We start from the raw sequence: 23,318 nt of genomic DNA on the forward strand, positions 1-23,318 counted from the left end.
AGCCCGTCCGGCGTTTGAGGACGAGCGCGTTCAGCGCGAAAAGCGGCGCACCCCGCCCGGGGTGACCACCGCGTCCACGGGACGGTCGTGCCCCTCCGCCGGCACTTCGGCGATCACCTCGCTGTCGTACAGCAGCACCACCAGCGACGGAGTCGCCCCGGCCCGGTCCAGACGGGCCAGCACGCGATCGTAAGAACCCCCGCCGCGGCCGAGCCGCATCCCGCGTGCGTCCACCGCGAGCCCGGGGAGCAGCACCGCGTCCGCGGCCGTCACGGCCTCCGGCCCGAGCCGGAGGCCGTCCGGCTCCAGAAGCCCCCGCCCGGCCCGTGCGAGACGGTCCGGGCCCTCGTACGCCGCCCAGTCGAGATCGTTGTCCTCCAGGAGGACGGGGAGCAGCACCCGTACCCCCCGCCGGCGGAGCGCCTCCAGGAGCGCGCGCGTGCCCGGCTCACGCCCCACAGACACGTAGGCCGCCACCGCCCCCGCCTCCGCGAGCTCCGGGAGCTCCAGCGCGCGGCGGGCCAGCGCCTCACCCGCCGCGGCCACGTCATCCGTGGTCAAAGCGGACCTCACCGCCAGGAGACCCCGCCGCAACTCCGCCTTCGTACCGTCGTACTTGATCACTGTGCGTACAAACTCCTTGCCTGGGGGCATACTCGGTGGAGCCTCATCCTCCGCACAATCTCAACGGATAGTGTTCGGCCCATGACTCACTCGCGTCCTCGGATCAGCAAGGCTGTCATCCCTGCAGCCGGTCTCGGCACCCGATTTCTGCCTGCCACCAAGGCCACGCCCAAGGAAATGCTGCCTGTCGTGGACAAGCCGGCGATCCAGTACGTGGTGGAGGAGGCCGTCCTCGCCGGGCTCTCGGACGTCCTCATGATCACTGGGCGTAACAAGCGTCCGCTCGAGGACCACTTCGACCGCAACTACGAGCTGGAAGAGGCGCTGCGCCGCAAGGGCGACGAGTCGCGGCTGGCACGCGTGCAGGAGTCGAGCGACCTGGCGACCATGCACTACGTGCGCCAGGGCGACCCGCGGGGCCTGGGGCACGCGGTCCTGTGCGCCGCCCCGCACGTGGGGAACGAGCCCTTCGCCGTCCTCCTCGGCGACGACCTGATCGACATCCGGGACCCGCTGCTGTCCCACATGGTCGCGATCCAGCGCAAGCACGGCGGCAGCGTGATCGCCCTCATGGAGGTCGAGCGCGAGCAGATCGGGATGTACGGCTGCGCCGCCGTGAAGCCGACCGACGCCGAGGGTGTGGTGCAGGTCACGGGCCTGGTGGAGAAGCCCGATCCGTCGGAGGCGCCCAGCAGCTACGCGGTGATCGGCCGGTACGTCCTCGACCCGGCGGTCTTCGATGTGCTGCGCGAGACGCCGCCCGGCCGCGGCGGCGAGATCCAGCTCACCGACGCCCTGCAGGCGCTCGCCGCCGAGCCGGGCCTGGGCGGGCCCGTGCACGGCGTGATCTTCAAGGGCCGCCGCTACGACACCGGTGACCGCGGCGACTACCTGCGGGCCATTGTCAGACTGGCCTGCGAGCGCGAAGATCTTGGTCCGGACTTCCGCGCCTGGCTCCGTCGCTATGTGACCGAGGAGATGTAGCCCCTTGAGCAGCACCGCCGACACGGCCACCGGCTCCGTTCCCGCCCCGACGGACGGGCGGGACGACCCGGGCCGCCTGTGGACGGTGGACGAGCACCTCGCCGACATCCTGGCGAAGGTCCGCCCCCTGGAGCCGATCGAGCTGCAGCTGCCCGAGGCCCAGGGGTGCGTCCTGGTCGAGGACGTCACCGTCCCGGCCGCCCTCCCGCCCTTCGACAACAGCTCCATGGACGGCTACGCGGTCCGCACGGCCGACGTCGAGGGCGCCACGGAGGAGTTCCCGGCGGTCCTCACCGTCGTCGGCGACGTCGCCGCGGGCAGCGGCACGCCGCCCACGGTCGGCCCCGGCGAGGCCGCCCGGATCATGACGGGCGCCCCGCTGCCGCCCGGAGCCGAGGCCGTCGTCCCCGTCGAGTGGACGGACGGCGGCACGGGCGCCGGCCCGGCCGACGCCATGGCGGCCCACAGCGCGGTCCCCGAGCGCTCCGGCGGGGAGGTCCGCATCCACCGCCCCGTCGCCGCCCGCGCCCACGTCCGGGCCCGCGGCAGCGACGCCTGTACGGGCGAGCTCGCCCTCGCCGCCGGGACCGTCCTCGGCCCGGCCCAGATCGGGCTGCTCGCGGCCATCGGGCGCGCCACGGTCCTGGTGCGGCCGCGTCCGCGCGTGGTCGTCATGTCGACCGGCAGCGAGCTCGTCCAGCCCGGCGAGGAGCTGGCGCCCGGCCGGATCCACGACTCCAACAGCTTCGTCCTCTCCGCCTGCGCGCGGGACGCCGGGGCCATCGCGTACCGCGTCGGCGCCGTCGACGACGACGCCGCGACCCTGCGCGCCACCTTGGAGGACCAGCTGATCCGCGCCGACGCCGTCGTCACCAGCGGCGGTGTCAGCGTCGGCGCGTACGACGTGGTCAAGGAGACGCTGTCCGGGCTCGCCGGCGAGGAGGGCAGCGTCGCCTTCCGGCGGCTGGCGATGCAGCCCGGCAAGCCGCAGGGTTTCGGCCGGATCGGCCCCGACCGGATCCCGCTCTTCGCCCTTCCCGGCAACCCCGTCAGCTGCTACGTCTCCTTCGAGCTCTTCGTCCGCCCGGCTCTGCGGGCGCTCATGGGGCTCGACCCCGTCGACCGCACCACCGTGCGCGCCGTGTGCACCGATGCCGTCACGTCGTCGCCGGAGGGCCGCCGCCAGTTCCTGCGCGCGCGGTACGAGGCGGGCGACGGCACGGTCTCGCTCGTGGGCGGCGCGGGCTCGCACCTGGTGAAGGCCCTCGCGCAGGCCAATGCGCTCGTCGTCGTCCCCGAGGCGGTCACGGCGCTGGAGGCGGGCGCGGAGGTCGACGTCATCCCGCTGGGCTGAGCCCCCTCCCCGGGGCGCTGCCGGTACGGTGTCTGCCCACACAGGACCGGACCAGGAGAAGCATGAGCAGCGCCGCCGCCCAGGACTCGCCGGAGCCCTCCCGCCTCACCCACCTCGACAGTGCGGGAGCGGCCCGGATGGTCGACGTCTCGGCCAAGGAGGTCACCGCGCGCACGGCCCGCGCCGGCGGCCGCGTCCTCGTCTCGCCGCGCGTCGTGGAACTCCTGCGCGGCGAGGGCGTCCCCAAGGGCGACGCCCTCGCCACCGCCCGCATCGCCGGCATCATGGCCGCCAAGCGCACCCCCGACCTGATCCCGCTCTGCCACCCCCTGGCGCTCTCGGGCGTGACGGTCGACCTGTCGGTCGCCGACGACGCCGTGGAGATCACCGCCACGGTGCGGACGACGGACCGCACGGGCGTGGAGATGGAGGCGATGACCGCGGTGAGCGCGGCCGCCCTGACGATCGTCGACATGGTGAAGGCCGTCGACAAGGGCGCCGTGATCACGGACATCAGGGTGGAGGAGAAGACGGGCGGGAAGTCGGGCGACTGGAGCCGGTCATGAGCGCCCCGGAGCAGGCTCGGGCTCAGGCCATGAGGGCCCTCGTCGTCACCGCCTCCAACCGTGCCGCCGCGGGCGTCTACCCCGACAAGGGCGGGCCCCTCCTCGCCGCCGGGCTGGAAGCCCTCGGCTTCGCGGTCGACGGGCCCGTCGTCGTCCCCGACGGGGAGCCCGTCGCGGCGGCCCTCCGGGACGGGGTCGCCGCCGCCTACGACGTGATCGTCACCACCGGCGGCACCGGCCTGTCCCCGACCGACCGCACGCCCGAGGCGACCCGCCCCCTCCTCGACCGCGAAATCCCCGGCATCGCCGAGGCCGTCCGTGCCGAGGGCCTGGCGAAGGTGCCCACGGCCGCGCTCTCCCGCGGCCTCGCCGGACTGGCCGGCCGCACGCTGATCGTGAACCTGCCCGGGTCGACGGGCGGCGTCCGCGACGGCCTCGCCGTGCTGGGCCGGCTGCTGGTCCACGCCGTGGAGCAGGTCCGCGGGGGCGACCACCCGAGACCCGGGGGCCCGCACTGAACGCCGGCTGGCCGGCCCGGCCGGAGGACGGGGACGTCGTCCTGCGCCCGATCCGGATGCGCGACCAGCACCAGTGGCGCGAGGTCAACCGGCGCAACCGCGACTGGCTGCGCCCCTGGGAGGCCACGATCCCGCCGCCCCCGCCGGGCGGCCCGGTCACGCACCGCCCCACGTACCGGCAGATGGTGCGGCACCTGCGGGCCGAGGCGCACGCGGGGCGCATGCTGCCGTTCGTCATCGAGTACCGGGGCCGGCTGGCCGGGCAGCTGACCGTGGCGGGGATCACATGGGGCTCGATGTGCTCGGCCCACGTCGGCTACTGGGTGGACGAGGCCGTCGCGGGCCGCGGCGTGATGCCGACCGCGGTCGCGCTCGCCGTGGACCACTGCTTCCGCGCCGTCGGCCTGCACCGCGTGGAGGTGTGCATCCGGCCGGAGAACCTCCCCAGCCGCCGCGTGGTGGAGAAGCTGGGCTTCCGCGAGGAGGGGCTGCGGCCCCGCTACCTCCACATCGACGGCGCCTGGCGCGACCACCTGGTCTACGCGCTGACGGCCGAGGAGGTCCCGGAGGGGCTCCTGCAGCGCTGGCACCGGTCCCGCCCCGGCACACCCCAGAAATAGAATAGATATTCGAAAGTGACCGTCAATCGACGGTATTCGAGTCGACTCGGTCCCAACAATCACAAAAAAAGTTCGAGATATCAGCCGGATCGTGCGACACACCGGGCCAATTGGCGGAATCCCCTGCGCGTACCCCTCTACGGTGTGAAGTGTGAGCAGCAGCGGCCTCATCTACGCAGTCATCGTCGGGGCCTGGGCCGCCTACTTGGTGCCGATGTGGCTCCGTAGGCAGGACGAGCTCAATGAAGCCCGTCCGACGGAACGCTTCAGCACCGCCATCCGGCTCTTGTCCGGGCGGGCGGGGATGGAGCGCCGTTACGCCAAGGACCTGGAAGTGCGCGCCGCCGACGACGCGCCGGTCTCAGGCGAGCCCGGGGAGCCGGCGGCCCGTGCGCCCGAGCCGGAAGCGCCGACCGAAATGGTCGACGTCCGGCCCTTCGGCATGCCCGGAGGAGGCGGTGCGCCCCCGGCGGAGGCGCCGGCCTCCGCGGGCCCGCCCGCGGGCTCGCCGGGCGCCCAGGGAGCCGCGGGGGAGCGCGCCGGGTCCTCCGCGACCCCGACGGCCGCCGCCGCACGCGCCCGGCGCACCAAGGTCCTCGCGCGCCGCCGCCGCACCACGGTCGTGCTCTTCCTCGCCTTCACCCTGGGCGCGGTCGTCGCGGGCGTGGGCGGCCTGGCGTTCCTGTGGGTGCCGGCCGTCCCGGCGGTGCTCCTCAGCGCGTACATCGTCCACCTGCGGATCCAGGAGCGGCGGCGCTTCGCGTTCACCATGGACCAGCGCCGCGCCGAACTGGCCGCCCAGCGCCTGCGCGAGGGCCGCGTCCGCCCTCGCCAGGCGGCGGACCCCCACGCCGCCGCCGACCCCGTTGACACCGTCGCCCACCCGTCGCCCGCCGCCGACCACACGGTCGAGCCGTCGCCCGCCGCGGGCCGCCGCGCCCTCGTGGAGCAGACGGACCACGCCGAGTGGGTCGACCAGCAGCGCGACCGCGGCGCGGCCGAGGGCTGGGACCCGGTCCCCGTCCCCCTGCCCACGTACGTCACCGCGCCGGTCGCCCCGCGCGCCGGCGACGACACCGACCTGGGCGCCCCCGACACCTGGAGCTCCGCCCGCTCCAGCACCGCCGACCCGGCCGCGGACCGGGCGCGCGCCGCCGCGGAGGAGCGCCGCCCGTCCCGGGCCCGCCGCCGTCCCCGCGAGGGCGGCCGCACGCCCCTCTTCGACCAGTACGCCGACGACGACCGCCCCCGCGCCGCCAACGAGTGATCCACGCCACTTATCCGCCCCCGGCCGCCTGACCAGCGGGAGCGGATTACCGAGCACCCGGATGGAGCTGCTAGAGTTTCACTCGTTGCAAGGGCCTGTGGCGCAGTCCGGTAGCGCACCTCGTTCGCATCGAGGGGGTCAGGGGTTCGAATCCCCTCAGGTCCACAGCAATGGATCCCGTCCGATCTGACAGATCGGACGGGATCTTTTTTATGCGCCTTTGCGGGCGCCGCAGTTGTGCGGGCGCGGCAGCCGTCAGAGTTTGCGGGCGACGCGCCGGGCCACCTTCACCACGTCGCCCGCCGGCTTCGTCCGCAGGGCGGGGCGGTGGCGGAGCCAGTCCTCCTCCAGGGCGTACCAGTCGACGGGCTTCGGCTTGCGGCGTGTCGTGAGGGAGGCGTCCAGTTCCTTGAAGTACGTCGTCCAGCGCTTGCGGTAGAGGCCGCCGACCAGGCCCGACCACTCGCGGTTGGCGTAGTCGTGGAGCTTGCCGGCGTCGGCGGAGGGGCGGGGGCCCCAGGTGGTGAGGAGGGTGAGGGCGTCCTGTTCGAGGCGGTCGCGTTCGGCCTCGGAGGAGCCCCAGGCGCGGGCGGCCGCCGTCCAGTGGCTGAGGAGGTGGCGTTCGTCGGTGGCGACGGTCTCTTCGAGGAGGGCCATCCAGTCGAGCCACTGGCGGGCCAGGTCGCGCAGGCGGGCCCGGTCGCCGGCCTCGTAGGCCGCCTTGATGCGGGGCAGGAGGGTGCGGCTGCGGTTGGAGATCGACTGGCGCGTCACGTCCATGAGGTCGTAGCGGTAGGCGGAGCTGCCGCGCAGGGCGGGAGCGACCGCGAGGAGTTCGGGGAGCGCCTTGTCGAACGCGGCGGCGTCGTAGCGGAGCTGACGCGGTGACCAGGTGGCGGCGTGCGTGACGGCCAGGTCGGGGCGGGCGCCGAAGAGGCCGTCGGCGGCCTCGCTCCAGCCGTCCTCGCGGGTCGTGCCGTAGGCGGTGCGGCGCAGGACGTCCCAGGCGCGGGCGGCGTGCGGGTCGGCGGCGCCGTAGCGGTAGCGGGGCCAGCGCGCGAACCAGTCCTCCAGGTCGATCCGGCCGTCGGTCCAGGCCAGGTCGCTGAAGAGGGCGAGCGCGGCGGGGTTGTTGTCGGCGGCCTCGGGCATCAGGGCGATGCCCTTGAGCGCGCTGCCGGGTTTGGTGCGCCAGTCCTCGTAGAGCCGCGCCCAGTCGCGGGTGTTGGCGCCCATGGCCGTGTGCCCGCCGAAGTTCCAGATGGAGCCGAAGGCGTACGGGGTGCCGCCCCAGTCGTCCTCGCGGTCGGTGACCTGGGGGTAGTGGTCGGGGACGCCGTCCAGGACGAGCATCCGGTCGCGGTCGACGGCGTCGAGGATGGCGCGGCGCGGGTTCTCCTGCCAGCCGAGGATCGCCCAGGTGGCGCGGGGGTGGGCGGCGCGCAGGGCCTTCTCGACGGCGCGGGCGGCGTCGGCGACGGGCACGTCGCCGGGCTTGCCGCCCTCGTGCAGCAGGTCCATCTTGTACATCGACGTGGCGCCGTAGAGCTCCTTCTGGACCCGGTAGAAGGTCGCGGCGACGCGCCGGAAGTGCGCGGTGCGCGGGTCGAGCCAGTCGGGCCGGCGGAAGCCGCCCCACGTGCCCTGCGGGACGGTGCGGGCGCCGGGGTTGCGCTGGGCGAAGCCGGGCGGCACGGTCCCGTAGTAGCCGGGGAGGACGGGCGTCATGCCCAGCTCCCGCAGCCGGCTGACGATCTTCTTCGCCAGGGCCGTGCGGCGCTCCAGCAGCCCGGCGGAGAGCGGCCCGCCGTAGCCCTCCATGTTCTGCAGCAGCCACCACGGCTGGTGGGCCGGGCCCGGCAGCCACGCGCGCAGCTCGGCGTCGCCGTAGCCGTGCTCGCGGAACGTGCGGTGGTAGACCGCGTCCGCGCCCGCGTAGACGAGGACCTCGTTGAAGCCGTGCAGCGCCAGTACATCGATTTCGCGCTGCCAGTAGTCCCACCCGTTGTAGGGGCCGGTGTAGCCGTCGCTCGTGTCGTTGAGCACGAAGCGGTGGGGGACGTTCGCCGTCCGGACGACGGGGGTACGGACGCCGGGGAGGCGGGCGGGCAGGGCCGCGGTCTGCGTCCCGTTCCAGGAGAAGTGGGCGTGGGCGACGTGTCTGAGGTACCAGTGGAGGCCCGTGAGCTGCACGGCGGGCGTCGTGCCCGACACCTCCAGCGCGCCTTCCCGTCCGGACACCCGGAAGGCGTCCGCGCCGCCCTTGCGCGGCACCGTGCGGAAGGTGACCTGCCGGTGGTGGGCGGGCAGCAGCCGGGCGAGGGCCGCGGCGGCGGCTCCGGCGGCTCCCGGTGCGGCCGCGCCGTCCGCGTCCTCCGCGCCGGGGAGGCCGGCCGTGGAGCTCTCGTCCCCGGCGGAGGCCGCGGCCTCGGTGTCCGAGGCGCCGGAGTCCCCGTCCGGGCCGCCCGGCCCCCCGGAGCTCCCCGGCCCGGCCGCCGCGGCCACGCCGGGCACCGTCCCCAGAGCCGCCGCCCCCGCAAGGGCACCCAGGAGCCTGCGACGTGCCATGTGCATGAGTGACCTCCACCGTGACGAGTGCGATGCTCCTGCGACAGCCGTGACAGGAGTGAACGAACCGGACCACTGGGGCGCGTTACGCGCTTCAGGCGCGGCGATCCTACGAGCTGATGAGCGCCACGCCGCAAGGACGCGGGCGTCGAACCAGCCACGCCGGTTACATTTGGCACGAATGGCCCCATCGGAACGGCCCGGCCTGCTAGGCGCCACCGCTCCGGCCAGCCGCCGGCCCCGCCGGCCCGACCCGAGGAACCGCGTGCGACCGCTCACCGCAGCGCCCGGCGCCGTGGCCCTCGCCGCGGGCCTGCTCGCCATGGGCGCCCTGCTGACCGCCTGCACCGACCCCGGCGGCCTGGAGGTCTCCGGCCCGGCCCTCAGCCCCTCGCCGGGCACGGAGGCCGTGTACGTGATGGGAGGAGGCACGGAGGCCGCGGACAAGCCGCCGCTGCGCCGCCCGGCCGCCCTCACCCTCTCGCCCGGAGCCGCCCTCACCGAGCTGCGCTGGCAGTCCTGGGGCGGCCCGACGGCCGAGGCGTACGGCAGCGTGCGCGGCACCTGGTGCCGCCCCGCCTGCGCCCCGGACCGGCCGTACGCCGCCAAGGTCACCCTCGGCGGCCTCGTCCGCCGCGCCGCCGACAGCGACGGCAACGGTGACGGCGGCGACGAGGGCACCGCCTACTACACCCGCGCCACCGTCGACCCCGAGGGCCTGCCCGGCTCGCTCGCCCACGAGCTGCGCGACCTGCGGCTCCCCGTCCCCCCGCGTTAGCCGCCGAGGAGCTGGAAGCCATGGGACTGCGCACGAAGATCGGCGTGGCGATCACCGCCACCGCCGCCCTGGTCGCCGTCATCATGGGCCTCGTCGTCCACCACCGCACCGCCACCAGCCAGCTGGAGACCGCGCGGGAGTCCCTGGAGAGCCGGCTCGCCACGGCCGTCGAGGACCACGCCGCGGGCGTCGACCGGGCGCGCACGCTCATCAACCCCGAGCGCATACCCGGGCCGCTGCGGAAGGCCGTCGACGCGGGCAAGCGCGCCACGTACCTCGACCGCAGCGGCCCCGTACCGATGCTGTGGGCCGCCAGCCGCCTCGGCCCCGACACGATCGTCGTCAAGCACCCCTACTCGCGGCAGGCCGCCAACCTCGACAAGCTCGACGAGGCCCTGTGGTGGGCGGGCGGCCTCGGCACCGCCTTCGCCGGCATCGTCGGCGTCGGCCTCGCGACCGTCGCCGGGCGCCGCCTCAACGCCTCCGCCCGGACGGCCGAGCGCATCGCCCACGGCGACCTCAGCGCCCGCCTCCGGCCGCGCGGCGGGCAGGACGAGATCGCCCGCCTGACCGTCGCCGTCAACACCATGGCCGACGCACTGGCCGCCCGCCTCCAGGCCGAGCGCGAGGTCACCTCCAACATCGCCCACGAGCTGCGCACCCCCGTGGCCGGCCTGGTCGCCGCGGCCGAGGTGCTGCCGCCCGGGCGGCCCGCCGAGATGGTCCGGGAACGGGCCGAACGCGTCCGCTCGCTCATGGAGGACGTCCTGGAGGTCGCCCGGCTCGACGGCACCGCCGAGCGGGCCGACACCGAGCTGCGGACGCTGGGCGAGCTGACGCGGCGCGCGGTCCGCGCCGCCGAGGTGGACGGCAAGGGCACGGCCGAGGTGCGGGTCGCGCGCGACTGCCTCGTCGAGACCGACGGCCGCCGCGTCGAGCGGATCCTCGCCAACCTCGTCGCCAACGCCTTCCGGCACGGCGGCGCGCCCGTGACCGTGGAGGTCGACGGCGGCACCGTCCGGGTCCGCGACGGCGGCCCCGGCTTCCCGCCCGAACTGCTCAACCGCGGCCCCCAGCGCTTCCGCACGGGCTCCCGCTCCGGCCTCGGCCTGGGCCTGACGATCGCCGCGGGCCAGGCCCGGGTCCTCGGGGCGGCCCTCACCTTCGCCAACCCGGACGGCGGCGGCGCGCAGGCGACGCTGGACCTCACCGCGTCCGTACGGGAGGGGGACCCGGCGCCGGAGCCGGCACGGGACGGCGACCCCGAGCCCTCCTGAGGTGCGGGGCAGGCTCCTGAGGTGCGGGGCGGGCCGACTGCCCCAACAGTGGAAGCCATGAAAGACGACAACGTCCTCTTCCTGAACGTCCCCTCGCCCGAGAAGGGCCACCGGGCCCTGGACGCCCTGCGCGAGGCGCACGCCGCGGGCCGCCTCAAGCTCCGCGAAGGAGCGGTAATCTCCCGCGCCGACGACGGCACCCTCGACTTCCCCGACGCCGTCGACAACTCCGGCACGGGCCGCGCCTTCGCCGTCGGCGGCTTGCTCGGCGGCCTGCTGGGCATCCTCGGCGGCCCGCTCGGCGTCATGATCGGATTCGGGGCGGGCGGCCTCATGGGGGGCGTGCGCGACGCCCGCGAGGCCACGGCCGCGAACGCCGCCCTGGAGATGCTCGCGGCGGAGGTCCCGCCGGGCAGCACGGTCCTGGCCGTGGAGCTCGTCGAGGACGGGCCGGAGGAGGCCGACGCGATCCTGGAGCCGTACGGGGAGGCCACGCGCTACCGGACGGACGACATCCGCCACGAGGTGGAGGCGGCGATCGCCGAACACTGACGCCCTCCCGGCGGGTCATGACGCACGCGCCGGCAGCGGAGTCCGGCGGTGCCGGACCGAGCCCGGCCCGCTGCCGGTCCGCTACAGCGATTTCGTGAAGCAGCGGCTGCTCTCGTACGCGCGGTACATGCCGAACTTCTCCCCCTCCGGCACCGGCGCGTACCCGCTCGACGCGTACAGCGCGATCGCCTCCGGCTGCTTCGCGCCCGTCTCCAGGACCATCCGCGTCCGGCCCGCCGCCCGGGCGTCCTCCTCCAGCGCCGCGAGGATCCTGCGCGCGAGCCCCCGCCCGCGCGCCTCCGGTATCACGTACATCCGCTTCAGCTCGGCGTCGCCGTCCGCGAAGCCCTCGCCGCCCGCGGCCTCCCGGGAGCGCCAGCCGCCGGTGGCGACGGGCGCGCCGCCGGGCTCGTAGGCGATGAGATACAGGCCACACGGCGGGGCGAACTGGGCCGGCTCCAGCGGGGTGAGATCACCGTCTCCGTACCGTTCCGCGTACTCCAGTTGGACCCGGTCCTGCAGCTTCACGGCGTCGGGATGGTCGTATGCGACCGGCAAGATCTGCATTCAAGGCATCGTACGGAAGTCGGTATCGTGCCGGAATGCTGACCGTTACGAGCGTGAATGTGAATGGCCTCCGCGCGGCCTCCAAGAAGGGCTTCGTGGAGTGGCTGGCGCGGACCGAGGCGGACGTCGTGTGCCTCCAGGAGGTCCGGGCCGAGCCGCACCAGCTGCCCGACGAGGTGCGCGAGCCCGAGGGCTGGTTCACGGTCCACGCCCCGGCGGCGGCCAAGGGGCGCGCGGGCGTCTCGCTCTACTCGCGCCGCGAGCCGGACGCCGTGCGCATCGGCTTCGGGTCGGCCGAGTTCGACGGCAGCGGCCGCTACGTGGAGGCCGACTTCCCGGGCGTGACGGTCGCGAGCCTCTACCTGCCCTCCGGCGAGGTCGGCACGGAGCGGCAGGACGAGAAGGAACGCTTCATGGCGGAGTTCCTGCCGTACCTGGTGGGGCTCAAGGCGCGCGCGGCGGCCGAGGGGCGCGAGGTCCTGGTCTGCGGCGACTGGAACATCGCCCACACCGAGGCCGACCTCAAGAACTGGAAGGCCAACCGCAAGAGCGCGGGCTTCCTGCCCGAGGAGCGCGAGTGGCTCGGCAAGGTCTTCGGCGAGTACGTGGACGTGGTCCGGGCGCTGCACCCGGGCGTCGACGGGCCGTACTCGTGGTGGTCGTACCGCGGGCGGGCCTTCGACAACGACTCGGGCTGGCGCATCGACTACCTGGTCGCGACGCCGGGGCTGGCGGAGCGGGCGCTGAAGGCGACCGTGGAGCGGGCCGCGTCGCACGACCTGCGGTGGTCGGACCACGCGCCGGTGACGGGCGTCTTCGGGTAGGCGGGAGCTGAGGCCGGACCGGATCCCGGGCGGGCCCCCGGACGGGCCCCGGATCGGACCCCGGACGGGCCCCGGACCGGACCCGGCTCCGGCTTTCGGCGCAATCACGCCCGTTTGCGCGCGCGGACTCCGGCTTCCGGCCCGCGGCGGGCGGCCGGCTGCTTCAATTCTCTTCCGTGGCAGCACAGTTGGCCTGACCGGCCGGCGTGCGGGCGTGGTCGCGGCATGGCGCGCCCGTGCGTCACCGCCGCCGTCAGCCGGGTCTGGCGGGTCCCGGTTCGCCGGCGGCGCCGTGCGCACCGAGCCAGACGGCCGGCTCGGTGCGCACGCGCCGGTCCAGGGCCATGGTGATCTCCGCGTCCATGACCGTCTTGGCGATGCTCCGCAGCTCGGTGAGGGCCGCGGCGGTGGCGGGCTCGCCCGGCCGCAGCCCGGGGAGCACGTGGGTGCGGATGAGCTCGGTGAACGTCCCGGCGAGGGCGTCCGCGTGGGCCCGCACCTCGCGGCCCGCGGCGAGGACCGCGGCCAGCGGGACGCCGTGCCGCACGAGTGCGGTCGAGGCGTCGAGGAGACGCCGGCTGACGTGCACGATCTCGTCGCCGTCGACGCCGAGGTAGCCCATGTCGAGCGAGGCGGTGAGGTTCTCCGGGGTGACCTCGCCCGCGAAGCGGTCGGCCAGCTCGGCCGGGGTGAGGCGGACGGCGGCCTCCTCCTGCCACGGGACGCTGATGGCCGCCCCCGCCAGCCCCAGCAGTTCGCCCACGTCCCGCCCGCACTCGAACGCGCTGATCAGCTCGGCGATGCCGCCGAGGGTGTGCCCGCGCTCCAGGAGCGCGGCGATCGTCCGCAGCCTGGCCAGGTGCGACGGGCCGTACCAGGCGATGCGGCCCTCGCGGCGCGGCGGCGGCAGCAGCTTGCGCTCGCGGTAGAAGCGCAGCGTGCGGGGGGTGATCCCGGCGGCGTCGGCGAGCTCGGCGGCACGGTACTGCCGTGCGGCAGGCCCGGCCGGTTCCGCGGCGCGGCTTTCGTGCGCCGCGGGCTCCGCCCGCTCGTCCGACGCCCGCTCGCCCGATGCCCGCTCGTCCGACGCCCGGCGTCGTCGTCCCTCGTCGCCCATCGCGTCCCCCTCGTCCGTGGCCACGCGCGAAGCGTAAGCGTACGTGCGACCGGCGGTAACTTCCTTTCCCTGTACCCCTATCGCTTCTCCCCGCCCTGCCCTACGCTCCCCATCGTGCCAGTGATTGCTGGCGCAGTTGTGTCGAATCCGGGAGGCTGCGGCATGGCCGAGCAGACGCGTCAGCACGTACGGGTGGCGGTGATCGGGTCCGGCTTCGGCGGGCTGGGGGCGGCGATCCGGCTGCGCCGCGAGGGGATCACCGACTTCGTGGTCCTGGAGCGCGCCGGCTCCGTCGGCGGCACCTGGCGCGACAACACCTACCCCGGCTGCGCCTGCGACGTGCCGTCCCACCTCTACTCCTTCTCCTTCGCCCCCAACCCCGCCTGGCCGCGCAGCTTTTCCGGCCAGCCGCACATCCGGGCGTACCTGGAGCACGTCACCGACACCTTCGGGCTCCGCCCCCACCTGCGCCTCAACTCCGAAGTGCGGGCGCTGCGCTGGGACGAGGAGCGGCTGCACTGGGAGGTCGCCACGGCCGCGGGCGACTACACCGCCGACGTCGTCGTCTCCGCGACCGGCCCGCTCGCGGACCCCCGCATTCCGGAGATCCCCGGCCTGGACTCCTTCCCCGGCAAGGTCTTCCACTCCGCCCGCTGGGACCACGACGTCGACCTGCGCGGCAAGCGCGTCGCCGTGATCGGCACGGGCGCCTCCGCGATCCAGATCGTGCCGGGCATCCAGCCCGAGGCGGGCCGCGTCACCCTCTTCCAGCGCACCCCGCCGTGGGTGCTGCCCCGCTTCGACCGCCCCGTCTCCGCCGCCGAGCGCTGGCTGCACGCCCGGCTGCCCGCGACGGCGGCGCTGCGCCGCGGCGTCCTGTGGGGCATGCGGGAGCTGCAGGTCAGCAACTTCACCAAGCACCCGGAGCGGATGCGCGTGGTGGAGAGGCTGGCGCTGTCCCACATGCGCAAGGCGATCGCGGACCCGGCCCTGCGCGCCCGGCTGACCCCGGACTACCGCATCGGCTGCAAGCGCATCCTGCTCTCCAGCGACTACTATCCGGCGCTCGCCCGCCCGAACGTGGACCTGGTGGCCTCGGGGCTGGCCGAGGTGCGGGGCTCGACGCTCGTGGCCGCCGACGGCACGGAGGCCGAGGCCGACGTCATCGTCTTCGGGACGGGCTTCCGGGTCACGGACCTGCCGATCGCCGAGCGGGTCACCGGCGCCGGCGGGGTGACGCTCGCCGAGGCGTGGAAGGGCGGCATGGCGGCCCTGCGCGGCACCAGCGCCGCCGGCTTCCCTAACTTCCTCACCGTCATCGGGCCCAACACCGGCCTGGGGAACAGCTCGATGATCCTCATCATCGAGTCCCAGCTGAACTACCTGGCCGACTTCATGCGCCAGCTGGACGTCCTCGGCGGCAAGGCGGCCCTGGACGCCCGCCCCTCCGCGGTGAACGCCTGGAACCGGCACATCCAGCGCCGGATGGAGCGCACGGTCTGGAACACCGGCTGCAACAGCTGGTACCTGGACGCGAACGGCCGCAACACCGTGGTCTGGCCCGGCACCACCGCCGAGTTCCGCAAGGTCACCCGCCAGGTGAACCTCTCCGAGTACCAGGTGCTGCGGCCACCGCGCGCACCTCGTACGGCGGTGACCGCGGCGGCCGGGGCGGAGGGCGCGAAATGAGCCGGGTGAGCCTCGAAGGGCAGGTCGCCGTCGTCACCGGCGCCGCCCGCGGCGTGGGCGAGCAGCTGGCCCGCAAGCTGTCGGCGCGCGGCGCCCGCGTCGCACTGGTGGGCCTGGAGCCGGACGAGCTGGCCCGGGTCGCCGCCTCGCTGCACGAGGACGCGGCGCACTGGCACGCGGACGTCACCGACCACGAGGCCATGACGCAGGTCGCCCGCGAGGTCAAGGCCCGCTTCGGCAAGGCCGACATCGTCGTGGCCAACGCCGGCGTCGCCGCGGGCGGCCCCTTCGCCGGCTCCGACCCCGCGGTCTGGCGCCGCGTCGTCGACGTCAACCTCGTCGGCAGCGCCGTCACGGGCCGCGCCTTCCTGCCCGTCCTCGCCGAGAGCCGCGGCTACCTGCTGCAGGTGGCCTCGCTCGCCGCGATGGCCCCGGCGCCGCTGATGAGCGCCTACTGCGCGTCGAAGGCGGGCGTCGAGGCGTACGCGCACTGCCTGCGCGGCGAGGTCGCCCACAAGGGCGTCCGGGTCGGCGTCGCCTATCTGAGCTGGACCGACACGGACATGGTGCGCGGCGCCGACGCGTACGAGGCGATGCGCGAGATGCGGCAGCGCCTGCCCTGGCCCGCCAACCGCACCTACCCGCTCGGCCCGGCCGCCGACCGCCTGGTCGACGGCATCGAGCGGCGCGCGGCGCACGTGTACGGGCAGGGCTGGCTGCGGCTGATGCAGGGAGCCCGCGGCTGGCTGCCCGGGCTGCTCGCGCTCGGGGCGCAGCGCGAGATGCGGCGGTACGAGCCGAGGATCGCGGACATGCGCGAGGGGCTGGTGGGCGCGGGCGGGGCCGCGGACGAGAAGGAGCGCACGGGGCGTAGCACTGCGTAGTCATCCGATATGCGCGGCATCGAGCTGCGTGCCAGGCTGTTCTGGGGCAAACTACCCCGAATCCCCTCAGCGAGGAGTGTGGACAGCATGGGCATCAAGGACGAGATGCAGGGCAAGGCGCAGCAGGCCAAGCAGAAGCTGGAGCAGGCCAAGCAGCAGGCCCGGCAGAAGGGCCGGCAGGCACAGGACAAGGCCGGGGAGCGTCAGCAGCAGGGGCAGCAGGAGGGCCGCCAGCAGTCCTTCGACGACCTGCGCGACGAGCTCGACGACCGCACCTGAGGGAGCTGAACCTCATGGCCAAGGGTGACAAGGCCAAGAGCAAGGCCGAGCAGCTCAAGCAGCAGCAGGCCGAGAAGGCCGGGCAGACCGGCAAGAAGGCCGGGCAGAACGCCAACGACAAGGCCCGCCAGGAACTGATCCGCAAGGAACAGGAGGAGTGGGATCGTCGCGACACGTTCGACGAGAACTTCGAGATCTGACCGTGGATCCGCGTAAGGGGCGCCCCTCCTTGGAGGGCGCCCCTTACGTCATGTTCAGCTCCACGTCTTGACGTCCTGCTCAGCTCCGCGGCGGCAGCTTCGGCCGCCGCAGGTCCGGCGCCCCCGAGTAGTCCGGCGGCTGCGCGGCGCCGTGCCGGTCCAGCAGGTCGAGCGCGATCTGCACCGCGTCGTCCAGCTGCTTGTGCCGGCCCTCGGCCCAGTCCAGCGGCGTGCGGTCGATCTCGACGTCGGGCTCGACGCCGCGGTTCTCGATCGTCCAGCCGTACGCGTCGAACCACGCCGCGTTCATCGGCACCGTGATCGCCGTGCCGTCCCCGAGCCGGTGCCGGCCGGTCATCCCGACCACGCCGCCCCAGGTGCGCAGGCCCACCACCGGGCCGATGCCCTGCAGCTTGAACGCGGCGGTGATCATGTCCCCGTCGGAGGAGGTCATCTCGTCGGCGATGGCGACGACCGGCCCGCGCGGGGCGTTGCTCGCGTACGACACGGGCTGCGCGTCGCGCGTGAGGTCCCAGCCGATGATGGTGCGGGTGAGCTTCTCCACGACCAGCTCGCTGATGTTGCCGCCCGCGTTGCCGCGCACGTCCACGATCAGGGCGGGGCGGGACATCTCCATGCGCAGGTCGCGGTTGAACTGGGCCCAGCCCGAGCCGCCCATGTCGGGGATGTGCAGGTAGCCGCACTTGCCGCCGCTGAGCTCGCGGACGACCGCGCGGCGCTTGGCCACCCAGTCCTGGTAGCGCAGCGGGCGCTCGTCCACGAGCGGGACGACGGCGACGCGGCGCGCGTGGCCCTCGGCCCCGGGCGCCCGGAACGTCAGCTCCACGGTGGTGCCGCCGGCCGCGGCCAGCAGCGGGTACGGCCCGGCCACCGGGTCGACGGGCCGGCCGTCGACGTGCGTGAGGGCCGCGCCCTCGCGGATGCCCGAACCGGCCAGGGGGGAGCGGGCCTTGGAGTCGGAGGAGTCGCCGGGCAGGATGCGCCGGACCGTCCAGGAGCCGTCCTTCTGGTGCGTCAGGTTGGCGCCGAGCAGGCCGATGGCGCGCTGGTAGTGCGGCGGGCCCTCGTTGCGGCGGGCGGGGGCGACGTAGGCGTGCGAGGTGCCCAGCTCGCCGAGGACCTCGCGCAGCAGGTCGGCGAAGTCGTCGGGGGTGGCGACCCGGTCGACCAGGGGCCGGTACTGGGCGAGCACCGCGTCCCAGTCGATGCCGCACATGCCCGGCTCCCAGAAGTACGCGCGGACGATCCGCCCGGCCTCCTCGTAGGCCTGCCGCCATTCGGCGGCGGGGTCGACGTCGTGCTTGATGCGCCGCATGTCGATGAAGACCGTCGACTCGGGGTCGGGGGTGTCCGTGGCGGGGACGGCCCGCAGGTCGCCCTCGTCGTTGACGACGAGGCGGGTGCCGTCGCCGCTGACCGCGAACCAGTCGAGGGAGCTGGTGAGTTCGGTGCGCTTGGCCTTGGTGAGGTCGAAGTGCTCCAGGGTGGGCTTGCCGGAGACGTCGGCGGGGTTGGCGAAGGTCTCGCCGAGCGCGCCCGAGATCGGCCAGCGCAGCCACACCAGGCCGCCGCCGCTGACCGGGCGCAGCGACGAGTACTTCGAGGCGGCCACGGGGAAGGGCGTCACCCGGCTCTCCAGACCCTCCACCTCGATCAGCGTCGGCCCGGCCCCGGTGTCCTCCAGGTCCAGGCCGCCGGCCGCGGGCCGGCCCTCGGCGGACAGCGCGAACGGCGAGGGCGTCGCCGACGACAGCGGGACGAGGTAGGGGCGGCAGCCCAGCGGGAAGGACAGGTCGCCGGTGTGCACGTCGTAGACGGGGTCGAAGCCGCGCCAGGAGAGGAAGGCCAGGTAGCGGCCGTCGCGGGTGAAGACCGGCTGCTCGTCCTCGAAGCGGCCGTTGGTCACGTCGACGACCAGGCGGTCCTTGAGCCGGGCGATCTTGATCTGGCGGAGGGAGCGGCCGATGCCGGGGTGGGACCAGGCCAGCCACTCCGAGTCGGGCGAGAAGGCGAGGTCGCGCACGGGCCCGTTGACGGACCGGATCAGCTCGCTGACTTCGCCGTCGCCGCTGCCGTTGCCGGATCCCGCGCCCTCGTCCGGCCCTGGCTCCGGCCCCGGCCCCGCGCCTTCGCCGGAGTCCGCGGCCTCACCCGGTCCCGTGCCTTCGCTCGATCCTGCTGATCCCGCGCCCTCGGCCGATCCCGTGCCGCCGGCCGTGGTGTCCACGAGCAGCAGCCGCCCGTCGTGCGTGGCCAGGGCCAGCCGCTCGCCGTCAGGAGAGGCGAGGGTCTCGTGCACCCTCCCGATCCGTCCCGCGCCGAGCCGCCGCGGCTCGGCCGGGCCCGCGGCGCGCGGCAGCTGGGCGATCTCGATCGCGTCCTCGCCCTCCGCGTCCGTCACGTAGGCGACCTGCCCCGACGCGCCGAGCATCTCCGGCAGCCGCACGCGCACGCCGGGGGTGTCGGCGATGGTGCGGGCGGGGCCGTCGCGGTGGGTGAGCCAGTAGAGGCTGCCGCGGACCTGGACGGCGCTCGCCCGGCCCGTCGTGTCCACGCTCACGCCGTCGACGTTGGAGGCGGCCTGCACCTGGTACGGGCGGCGCCCGGCCCGCGGCCCGCCCAGCGTCACCTCCAGGCGGCGCGGCTTCCCGTCCGGGCCGAGGTCGTCCACCAGCCACAGCTCGCCCGCGCACTGGTAGACGACGCGCTCGCCGTCGGTCGAGGCGTGCCGGGCGTAGAAGTCGTCGTGGTCGGTGTGGCGGCGCAGCTGCGAGCCGTCGGGCAGGCAGGAGTAGAGGTTGCCGACGCCCTCGTGGTCGGAGAGGAAGGCGATCCGGCCGCTCACGAACATCACGGAGTCGATGTGGCCGCCGAGGTCCGGCACCAGCCGCCGCTCCTTCGCCCCCAGCAGCCACAGGCGGCCCGTGGCGCCGCCGCGGTAGCGCTTCCAGGAGGCCGGTTCGTGCGGCGGCTTGCCCGCGAGCAGGAGCGTGCGGTGCTCGCCGCCGGCCTCGCCGATCGCGATGTCGGACACCGGGCCCCAGGGCAGCCGCAGGCCCGGGCCGCCCTCGGTCGGCACCCGGTAGGCCCACGAGAAGTACGAGAACGGCTGGCCGTGAGAGGAGACGGCGAGGACGTCGTGGCCGCCGTTGCGGTCCGAGGGGGCCCAGCCGCAGACGCGGGCGTCGGTGCTGCCCCAGTAGGTGAGCCGGCGGGCGGGCCCGCCGTCGACCGGGGCCAGGTGGATCTCGGGGTCGAGGCTGCGCCAGTTCGTGTAGGCGATGTGGCGGCCGTCGGGGGAGAAGCGGGGGTGGCCGACGCGGGTGCGGTCGACGGTCAGCCGCCAGGCCCGGCCGCCGGACGCCCCGGGCGCCAGGGGGGCCAGCCACAGGTCGTCCTCCGCGGTGAAGCAGAAGAGATCACCGTGGAGATGAGGAAATCTCAGGTAAGAATCACTCACTCCACCATCGTTTCGGCCCCCGGGAGGCGCGGCAACTCGGTCGGGCGGGGCCGGGGCGGTAACCGGCCGTGACGGAGAACACTGGCGAAACGGCGCCGTTTCGATCCGGTGCCGTCGTACGCTTCCAGGTGTACGAAACCGTTTCGTACGGGAGTGACCCGAGGAGGTGGCCGTGTCCACGGATCCGAGCGAGCCCGCGGCGCGCCGCACCCGGCTCACCCCCGAGCGCGAGGCCGAGCTCTACGAGGCGGTCCTCGCGATCCTGCGCGAGGTCGGCTACGACGGCCTGACCATGGACGGCGTCGCCGCCCGCACGCACGCCAGCAAGGCCACCCTCTACCGCCAGTGGAAGGGCAAGCCCGAGCTGGTCGCGAGCGCGCTGCGGCACCAGAAGCCGGTCAAGCTGGCGGACATCGACACCGGCTCCCTGCGCGGTGACCTCCGCAAGATGGCGTGCGAGGTGGACGATGACCGGATGGCGCAGGACGCCGCCCTTATGCGCGGCCTGGGGCACGCGATCCACACGAATCCCGACCTGCTCCAAGCACTGCGCGACCTGCTGATCCTGCCGGAGCACGAAGGGCTCCGCGCGATGCTGCACCGCGCGGTCGACCGGGGTGAGGTGGCCGCCGACAACCCCGCGATCGACTTCATCCCGCACATGATGCTGGGCGCCTTCATCGCCCGCTCCCTGATCGAGGACAAGTTCGCGGACTCCGCCTACCTGTCCCGCTACATCGACGCCGTGGTCCTCCCCGCCCTCGGCGCCTGACCCCCCACAGCCTCACCTCCCCCACACGGCCCATGTGACGTGCCGCTCTCGTCGTCGGGCTGCTTCCCCATGCCCTTGTTCGTCCACTGATCCGACGGGAGCACCACTCCTCGTGGCCACGTTCCTCTACAGACTCGGCCGGCTCGCCTACCGGCGGCGCTGGTACTTCGCCCTGATATGGGTGCTGCTGCTGGTCCTCGCCGGGGCCGGCGCCGCCACCGCGTCCAAGTCCTCCAACAACGACTTCTCCATACCGGGCACGGAGGCGCAGCGCGCCTTCGACCTGCTGGAGAAGCGCTTCCCGGGCAACAACGAGCAGAACGCGTCCGCCCGCGTCGTCTTCAAGGCCCCGGAGGGCCAGAAGCTCACCGACCCGAAGAACAAGGCGGCCGTCGAGAAGGTCATCGGCGAGCTCAAGCACAGCGCGCAGGTGGCCGCCGCGGCCGACCCGTTCACGGCGAAGACCGTCAACCCGGCCGGCACCACCGGCTACGCCTCCGCCGCGTACAAGGTCAAGTCCATGGACCTGACCGAGGACTCGCGCACCGAGCTCAAGGATGCCGCCCAGCACGGCCGCGACGCCGGGCTGACCGTCGAGGTCGGCGGCAGCGTGCTGCAGCAGATGCCCGAGGGCGGCTCCGAGGCCATCGGCATCGCCGTCTCCGCGGTCGTCCTGCTGATCACCTTCGGCTCGCTGGTCGCCGCGGGCCTGCCGCTCCTGACCGCCATCATCGGCGTCGGCATCGGCGTCTCGTCCATCGCGGCGCTCGCGCCCCTGCTGGACCTCTCCACCAACACCTCCACGCTCGCCATGATGATCGGCCTCGCGGTCGGCATCGACTACGCGCTGTTCATCGTCTCCCGCTACCGCGCTGAGCTGGCCGAGGGCCGCGAGCGCGAGGAAGCGGCCGGACGGGCCGTCGGAACCGCCGGTTCGGCGGTGGTCTTCGCGGGCCTGACCGTCGTCATCGCGCTGGCCGGCCTCATGGTCGTCAACATCCCCATGCTGACGAAGATGGGCATGGCCGCGGCCGGCACGGTCACCATCGCGGTGCTGATCGCGCTCTCGCTCATCCCCGCGCTGCTCGGCTTCGCCGGCAAGCAGGTGCTGGCCCGCAAGGTCCGCAAGGCGAAGCCGGGCGCCGAGGGCGGCGACAAGCCCAACATGGGCACCCGCTGGGCCCGCTTCGTGCTGCGCAAGCCCGTGCTCGTGCTCGTCGCCGGCGTGCTCGGCCTGGGCGCCATTGCGGTGCCCGCCGCCTCCCTGGAGCTGGGTCTTCCGGACGACGGCGCGGCGTCCAAGAGCAGCACGCAGCGCAAGGCGTACGACCTGCTGTCGGAGGGCTTCGGCCCGGGCTTCAACGGCCCGCTCATGGTCATCACCGACGTGGCGGACGCCAAGGACCCCAAGGGCGCGGTCCAGAAGGTCGGCGACAAGCTGAAGGGCCTGGACAACGTCGCCACCGTGACCCCGGCGCACTTCAACCCCGCCGGTGACACGGCCATGCTCACCGTCGTCCCCAAGTCCAAGCCCACCAGCACGGACACCGAGGACCTGGTCCACGCGATCCGCGCCGAGGGCGGGCCGCTCAAGGCCGACACGGGCGCGGAGGTGCTCGTCACCGGCGCCACGGCGATGAACATCGACGTCTCGCAGAAGCTCAACGACGCCCTGCTGCCCTACCTGGCGCTCGTCGTCGGCCTCGCCTTCCTGCTGCTGATGGTCGTCTTCCGCTCGGTGCTCGTGCCGCTGAAGGCCGCGCTCGGCTTCCTGCTGTCGGTCGTCGCCGCGCTCGGCGCCGTCGTCGCCGTCTTCCAGTGGGGCTGGCTGGGCTCGGTCTTCGGCGTCGAGGAGACCGGCCCGATCATGTCGATGATGCCGATCTTCATGGTGGGCGTCGTCTTCGGCCTCGCCATGGACTACGAGGTCTTCCTCGTCACCCGGATGCGGGAGGCGTTCGTCCACGGCGAGCGCCCGGGGCAGGCCGTCGTGACCGGCTTCAAGCACGGCGCGCGCGTGGTGACGGCCGCGGCCATCATCATGATCAGCGTCTTCGCCGGCTTCATCGGCTCGTCCGAGCAGATGATCAAGATGATCGGCTTCGGCCTGGCCATCGCCGTCTTCTTCGACGCGTTCGTCGTCCGCATGGCCATCGTGCCGGCGGTGCTCGCCCTGCTCGGGAAGTCGGCGTGGTGGCTGCCGGGGTGGCTGGCGAAGGTCCTGCCGAACGTGGACGTCGAGGGCGAGGGGCTCCAGAAGCGGCTCGCCGAGCCGGGGGCGCCGAAGGCGCCGGAGGCGGACGAGGACCGGGAGCTGGTCAAGGCCTGACCTGGCCTCGTACGGGCGCGGCCCGGCGGTGCGGCTCACCCCTGCGGGTGGGCCCGGCACCGCCGGGC

21 protein-coding genes and 1 tRNA gene are annotated in these 23,318 nt (G+C 74.0%); 17 read left to right on the forward strand and 5 right to left on the reverse strand.

Translation table 11 applies throughout. The features are described from left to right. Positions 1 to 30: 30 nt before the first annotated feature. Complete coding sequence (locus B7P34_RS14085) at positions 31 to 654, reverse strand: 5-formyltetrahydrofolate cyclo-ligase (protein WP_106676403.1); 624 nt, start codon at positions 652 to 654, stop codon at positions 31 to 33. 51 nt (positions 655 to 705) lie between these two features. Here B7P34_RS14085 and galU point away from each other — a divergent pair, with 51 nt between their 5' ends. The 7 genes from galU (at position 706) to B7P34_RS14120 (ending at position 6,098) form a co-directional block, all read left to right on the forward strand. Next, the gene (gene galU, locus B7P34_RS14090; protein ID WP_106676405.1) at positions 706 to 1,608 is read left to right on the forward strand and encodes a UTP--glucose-1-phosphate uridylyltransferase GalU; all 903 of its coding nucleotides are present in this window, start codon (positions 706 to 708) and stop codon (positions 1,606 to 1,608) included. Between the two features lie 76 nt (positions 1,609 to 1,684). Then, positions 1,685 to 2,962: a molybdotransferase-like divisome protein Glp gene (glp, locus tag B7P34_RS14095; RefSeq protein ID WP_223267840.1), complete on the forward strand. Its 1,278-nt coding sequence runs from the start codon at positions 1,685 to 1,687 to the stop codon at positions 2,960 to 2,962. Between the two features lie 62 nt (positions 2,963 to 3,024). Further along, positions 3,025 to 3,528: a cyclic pyranopterin monophosphate synthase MoaC gene (gene moaC, locus B7P34_RS14100; RefSeq protein ID WP_106676409.1), complete on the forward strand. Its 504-nt coding sequence runs from the start codon at positions 3,025 to 3,027 to the stop codon at positions 3,526 to 3,528. Further along, positions 3,525 to 4,046, forward strand: coding sequence for a MogA/MoaB family molybdenum cofactor biosynthesis protein (locus B7P34_RS14105; protein WP_106676411.1), 522 nt, complete (start codon positions 3,525 to 3,527; stop codon positions 4,044 to 4,046). Before moaC ends, B7P34_RS14105 begins: the two co-directional genes overlap by 4 nt. Positions 4,047 to 4,087: 41 nt before the next feature. After that, positions 4,088 to 4,666, forward strand: coding sequence for a GNAT family N-acetyltransferase (locus tag B7P34_RS14110; RefSeq protein WP_223267841.1), 579 nt, complete (start codon positions 4,088 to 4,090; stop codon positions 4,664 to 4,666). A gap of 151 nt (positions 4,667 to 4,817) precedes the next feature. After that, positions 4,818 to 5,933, forward strand: a complete 1,116-nt coding sequence (gene sepX, locus B7P34_RS14115; RefSeq protein WP_106676415.1) for a divisome protein SepX/GlpR — start codon at positions 4,818 to 4,820, stop codon at positions 5,931 to 5,933. Between the two features lie 91 nt (positions 5,934 to 6,024). After that, positions 6,025 to 6,098 (forward strand) — tRNA-Ala (locus B7P34_RS14120). Between the two features lie 90 nt (positions 6,099 to 6,188). Here the strand turns inward: B7P34_RS14120 and B7P34_RS14125 are convergent. Beyond that, on the reverse strand, positions 6,189 to 8,507 hold the full coding sequence (locus B7P34_RS14125; RefSeq protein ID WP_106676417.1) for an alpha-N-acetylglucosaminidase: 2,319 nt from the start codon (positions 8,505 to 8,507) through the stop codon (positions 6,189 to 6,191). A gap of 259 nt (positions 8,508 to 8,766) precedes the next feature. Between B7P34_RS14125 and B7P34_RS14130 the strand changes: the two genes are divergently transcribed. Genes B7P34_RS14130 through B7P34_RS14140 form a run of 3 tightly spaced genes read left to right on the forward strand, consistent with a single transcriptional unit; the run spans position 8,767 to position 11,108 of the window. Then, the gene (locus B7P34_RS14130) at positions 8,767 to 9,279 is read left to right on the forward strand and encodes a hypothetical protein (RefSeq protein ID WP_106676419.1); all 513 of its coding nucleotides are present in this window, start codon (positions 8,767 to 8,769) and stop codon (positions 9,277 to 9,279) included. A 20-nt stretch (positions 9,280 to 9,299) separates the two neighbouring features. Beyond that, positions 9,300 to 10,556, forward strand: a complete 1,257-nt coding sequence (locus B7P34_RS14135) for a sensor histidine kinase (protein WP_106676421.1) — start codon at positions 9,300 to 9,302, stop codon at positions 10,554 to 10,556. 57 nt (positions 10,557 to 10,613) lie between these two features. Further along, complete coding sequence (locus tag B7P34_RS14140) at positions 10,614 to 11,108, forward strand: hypothetical protein (RefSeq protein ID WP_106676423.1); 495 nt, start codon at positions 10,614 to 10,616, stop codon at positions 11,106 to 11,108. Positions 11,109 to 11,189: 81 nt separating this feature from the next. On the opposite strand, the gene B7P34_RS14145 is transcribed toward B7P34_RS14140, so the two are convergent. Beyond that, complete coding sequence (locus B7P34_RS14145) at positions 11,190 to 11,675, reverse strand: GNAT family N-acetyltransferase (RefSeq protein ID WP_106676425.1); 486 nt, start codon at positions 11,673 to 11,675, stop codon at positions 11,190 to 11,192. A 35-nt stretch (positions 11,676 to 11,710) separates the two neighbouring features. Here B7P34_RS14145 and B7P34_RS14150 point away from each other — a divergent pair, with 35 nt between their 5' ends. Beyond that, positions 11,711 to 12,499: an exodeoxyribonuclease III gene (locus B7P34_RS14150; protein ID WP_189382770.1), complete on the forward strand. Its 789-nt coding sequence runs from the start codon at positions 11,711 to 11,713 to the stop codon at positions 12,497 to 12,499. Between the two features lie 253 nt (positions 12,500 to 12,752). Here B7P34_RS14150 and B7P34_RS14155 read toward each other — a convergent pair whose 3' ends face one another. Next, complete coding sequence (locus tag B7P34_RS14155; RefSeq protein ID WP_223267838.1) at positions 12,753 to 13,640, reverse strand: MerR family transcriptional regulator; 888 nt, start codon at positions 13,638 to 13,640, stop codon at positions 12,753 to 12,755. 138 nt (positions 13,641 to 13,778) lie between these two features. On the opposite strand from B7P34_RS14155, the gene B7P34_RS14160 reads away from it, so the two are divergent. The 4 genes from B7P34_RS14160 (at position 13,779) to B7P34_RS14175 (ending at position 16,668) form a co-directional block, all read left to right on the forward strand. Beyond that, positions 13,779 to 15,305: a flavin-containing monooxygenase gene (locus B7P34_RS14160; protein WP_106676430.1), complete on the forward strand. Its 1,527-nt coding sequence runs from the start codon at positions 13,779 to 13,781 to the stop codon at positions 15,303 to 15,305. Beyond that, positions 15,302 to 16,189: an SDR family oxidoreductase gene (locus B7P34_RS14165; RefSeq protein ID WP_106676432.1), complete on the forward strand. Its 888-nt coding sequence runs from the start codon at positions 15,302 to 15,304 to the stop codon at positions 16,187 to 16,189. Before B7P34_RS14160 ends, B7P34_RS14165 begins: the two co-directional genes overlap by 4 nt. An 87-nt stretch (positions 16,190 to 16,276) precedes the next feature. Then, positions 16,277 to 16,468: a hypothetical protein gene (locus B7P34_RS14170; RefSeq protein ID WP_106676434.1), complete on the forward strand. Its 192-nt coding sequence runs from the start codon at positions 16,277 to 16,279 to the stop codon at positions 16,466 to 16,468. Between the two features lie 14 nt (positions 16,469 to 16,482). Continuing rightward, a complete protein-coding gene (locus B7P34_RS14175; RefSeq protein ID WP_106676436.1) occupies positions 16,483 to 16,668 on the forward strand; it encodes a hypothetical protein in 186 nt (61 codons plus the stop codon). A gap of 79 nt (positions 16,669 to 16,747) precedes the next feature. Here B7P34_RS14175 and B7P34_RS14180 read toward each other — a convergent pair whose 3' ends face one another. Continuing rightward, a complete protein-coding gene (locus tag B7P34_RS14180) occupies positions 16,748 to 20,149 on the reverse strand; it encodes a S41 family peptidase (RefSeq protein WP_106676438.1) in 3,402 nt (1,133 codons plus the stop codon). A 172-nt stretch (positions 20,150 to 20,321) separates the two neighbouring features. Here B7P34_RS14180 and B7P34_RS14185 point away from each other — a divergent pair, with 172 nt between their 5' ends. Beyond that, positions 20,322 to 20,921, forward strand: a complete 600-nt coding sequence (locus B7P34_RS14185; RefSeq protein WP_106676440.1) for a TetR/AcrR family transcriptional regulator — start codon at positions 20,322 to 20,324, stop codon at positions 20,919 to 20,921. A 112-nt stretch (positions 20,922 to 21,033) separates the two neighbouring features. Continuing rightward, positions 21,034 to 23,250, forward strand: coding sequence for an MMPL family transporter (locus B7P34_RS14190; RefSeq protein WP_106676442.1), 2,217 nt, complete (start codon positions 21,034 to 21,036; stop codon positions 23,248 to 23,250). The last annotated feature ends 68 nt before the right edge of the window (positions 23,251 to 23,318 follow it).

Origin of the sequence: Streptosporangium nondiastaticum (assembly GCF_003011965.1) — a bacterium.
Lineage (GTDB): Bacteria > Actinomycetota > Actinomycetes > Streptomycetales > Streptomycetaceae > Streptomyces > Streptomyces nondiastaticus.